The 3,383-nt window shown below is 27.4% G+C and carries 4 protein-coding genes; all 4 read right to left on the minus strand.

The window, feature by feature from the left end:
• A partial coding sequence (locus VK998_RS06270; protein WP_325226643.1) for an ABC transporter ATP-binding protein occupies positions 1-320 on the minus strand: 320 nt, incomplete at its 3' end.
• A gap of 91 nt (positions 321-411) precedes the next feature.
• Positions 412-1,248 (minus strand): sensor histidine kinase, encoded by an 837-nt coding sequence (locus VK998_RS06275; RefSeq protein ID WP_325226645.1) that lies wholly within the window; start codon positions 1,246-1,248, stop codon positions 412-414.
• Between the two features lie 191 nt (positions 1,249-1,439).
• A complete protein-coding gene (locus tag VK998_RS06280) occupies positions 1,440-2,114 on the minus strand; it encodes a response regulator transcription factor (RefSeq protein ID WP_325226647.1) in 675 nt (224 codons plus the stop codon).
• A 217-nt stretch (positions 2,115-2,331) separates the two neighbouring features.
• Positions 2,332-3,383, minus strand: a 1,052-nt coding sequence (locus VK998_RS06285; protein ID WP_325226649.1) for an FprA family A-type flavoprotein, incomplete at its 5' end; no start/stop codon positions are given.

Raw genomic sequence — 3,383 nt, forward strand, 5'->3', positions numbered from 1 at the left:
ATATTATCTTCAACAGACATACTGTCTAATAAATTAAAATCTTGAAATATAAAGCCTATATTATTTCGTCTAAATAGGGAAAGCTCTTTATTTTTCATATTCCCAATATCTTTACATTCATAGTATATTTTACCAGAGGTAGGTTTATCAATAGTAGATAACATATTTAAAAGCGTAGTCTTACCTGCTCCAGATGGACCCATTATACCTAAAAATTCCCCTTCATATACTTTTAAATCTATATTATCTATAGCTTTAAAAATAGCATCTTTAGACCCATATTCCTTTTTTAATTTATTTGTTTCAAGTACTATTTTCATATTGTCACTCTCCTATTTCAATATTTAACTATATTTTAATATTTACTTGAAATACTTGCCATCACTTATGGTGACAATATGAAAATAAATATTACATCTTTGTCACATTGAAATAATCGGATAACTTATAAAATATTATTTTAAATTCCGTATATTTGGATACTTGAGAATTCACTTTTATTTCTATATTTATCTTATTTGCTATTTTCCTACATATATAAAGTCCCATACCTGTAGATTTATTGGTTTTCCGTGCATTTTCTCCTATAAATCCCCTATCAAATATTCTATTAATATCTTTTTTAGAAATGCCTATTCCATTATCTCTTATTAAAAGTGCTACATTTTGCTCATATTCTTTTGCATGAATTTTAATATTTCCACCTATAGATACATATTTACAGGCATTATTTATTATCTGCTCCAATATATATGAAGCCCATTTCCTATCTGTGAATACTTGAAAGCCTAGTTCTTCAATTTCTAATTTTATTTTTTTGGATATAAAAAGGTTAGTATTGGTCTTAATAGCATTTTTAACTAAAGAGTCAATATTTACTTCTTCAACTATAAAATCCTCTGAATAGCTTGATGATTTACTAGTATATAATACTTGGTTAACAAGAAAATTCATTTTTTCCAATTCTTGTCTTAGTTGTTCTGATATATTATACATATCTTCTTCTTCAATTTTATCAGCTATAAGCTCACATACTGATAAGGGTATCTTAATTTCATGAACCCATCTGGTTATATAATCATTTAACTCGTCTAAATTTTCTTTTAGTTGCTCTGTTTCCCTTAATTTTTCTTTGTTTTTTAAATCAACAGTTTTTCTTATTAATTCTTGCTCTAATTTTTCACCCTTTGGGATAAAGCCATCAATTTTTTTCTTATTATAAATGGCATTTATAAAATCTTTATACATATTTCTCCATCTAATATAGCCTATAATTAAAAATGTTAAGGAAATAGAAAATATAAGAAGATTCATATATATAATATCATTTAAAGATTTGTTTAAATTTATGCTAGTTATTAGTATTAGATTTATAACTAAAGTTACTAATAAAAAACATATAATTGTCCAAAATAGATCTTTTAAATATTTAAAAAAACTCATGGTATCATATATCCTTGTGATCTTTTAGTCAATATAAAATCTGTTAACCCTATATCTTCAAGTTTTTTTCTCAATCTATTTACATTTACAGTTAGAGTGTTTTCACTTATGAAATATTCACTTTCCCATAGTACTCTCATGATCCTGTCTCTAGATATTATCTTACCTCTATTTTTCATAAGCAATTGAAGTATCTTAAATTCATTTTTAGTAAGTTCAATATTTTTATCATTATAAGTTAATGTTCCATTATTTATATTTAAAATAGAGCCACGACATTCTATTATATGGTCTTTTCCTTCTCCATAAGAATAGGTACGTCTAAGTATAGCTTGTATTTTTGCCAACAAAATATCCATGGAGAATGGTTTTGTAACAAAATCGTCTCCTCCCATATTCACTGCCATTATTATATCCATGTTGCTATCTCTTGAAGATAAAAATATAATTGGAACTTTAGATACATCTCTTATCTTTTTACACCAATAAAAGCCATCAAAATATGGTAAATTTATATCCATAATGACTAAATGGGGTTTGTATATTGTAAACTCTTCTAATATATTATCAAAATTTTCTATAGATGCTACGGCAAAGCCCCATTTAGCAACTCCATCTTTTATATTTTCACAAAGGGCTTTATCATCTTCAATTATAAATATCTTATACACAATATCACCTTTCCTTGGTAATATAGTACTTCTATTTTAACTATTCCTTTGACAAATAACTACAACTAGATGGTAACATATTCTAACTTAAAAAACTATAAATAGTAAGAATAATAAAATGAATCGTGAAGAACTAGCTGATTATTTAAACATAAATTAAGGATATATTGCAAGCCGCAATATATCCTTTACATAATTTATTTACAAAACTAATCTTTTACTTCATTGATTCTATGATACTATCCGCAATAGCATCCATTTCATCAATATTTTCATTTTTCATAGATGATTTTATTAATATATCGTTTTCTAAAACGTTCATTTCTTTCATTTCACCTAAAAGTTTACGGATTAATTGTCCTGCCCTAGGAGCCCAGGTTCCATTTTCAATTATGGCAACTGTACGTTTTTGTAAATTTAATGCTTTCATATCTAATAAGAAATTTTGTACTGGTGTATAAATATTTAAATTATAAGTTGCAGAAGCCAAAACTATATGACTATATTTAAATGCATCAGAGATTAAATAAGACACATGAGTTTTTGAGGCATCGTACATAACTAAATTAGTCATACCCTTTTCTACTAATCTTATAGCTAAATTTTCAGCAGCTGCCTCTGTATTCCCATACATTGAACCATAAACTATCATTACACCTTTTTCTTCAGGCTCATAACTACTCCATTTATTATATTTATCGATAAAATAGCCTAGGTTTGTACGCCATACTGGCCCATGAAGTGGACATATATATTTAATATCTAAATCCTTAGCCTTTTTCAACAAAGCTTGAACCTGAGGGCCATATTTCCCTACTATATTAGTATAATATCTTCGAGCTGGCACCAAGAATTCCCTATCAAAATCCATTTCGTCGTTAAAAAGCTTCCCATCTAAGGAACCAAAAGTTCCAAAAGCATCGGCAGAAAATAGTACTCCATTTGTAGTGTCAAAAGTTGCCATGGTCTCGGGCCAATGTACCATTGGAGCAGATATAAATACAAGTTCATGTTCTCCAAAAGACATAGTATCTCCATCTTTAACTTCAATTGCATTTTCATCTACTTTAAAACCAAATTGTTCCATAAAATCAAATGTCTTTTTATTCCCTATAATTTTTACATTTGGATAGTGGAATACCACTTCTCCTATACTTCCAGCATGATCTGGCTCCATATGATTTATTACCAAATAATCTAAAGGCCTATCCCCTAAAATATATTTTATATTATCTATAAACTTATTACATATTGACCAATCTACTGTAT

This window comes from Schnuerera sp., from assembly GCF_035459645.1.
Lineage (GTDB): Bacteria > Bacillota > Clostridia > Tissierellales > Tepidimicrobiaceae > Schnuerera.

Bases quoted from the DNA above. Each gene is read 5' to 3' on its own strand.
- VK998_RS06275 (WP_325226645.1), bottom strand. From the start codon at position 1,248: ATGTATAAAGATTTTATAAATGCCATTTATAATAAGAAAAAAATTGAT.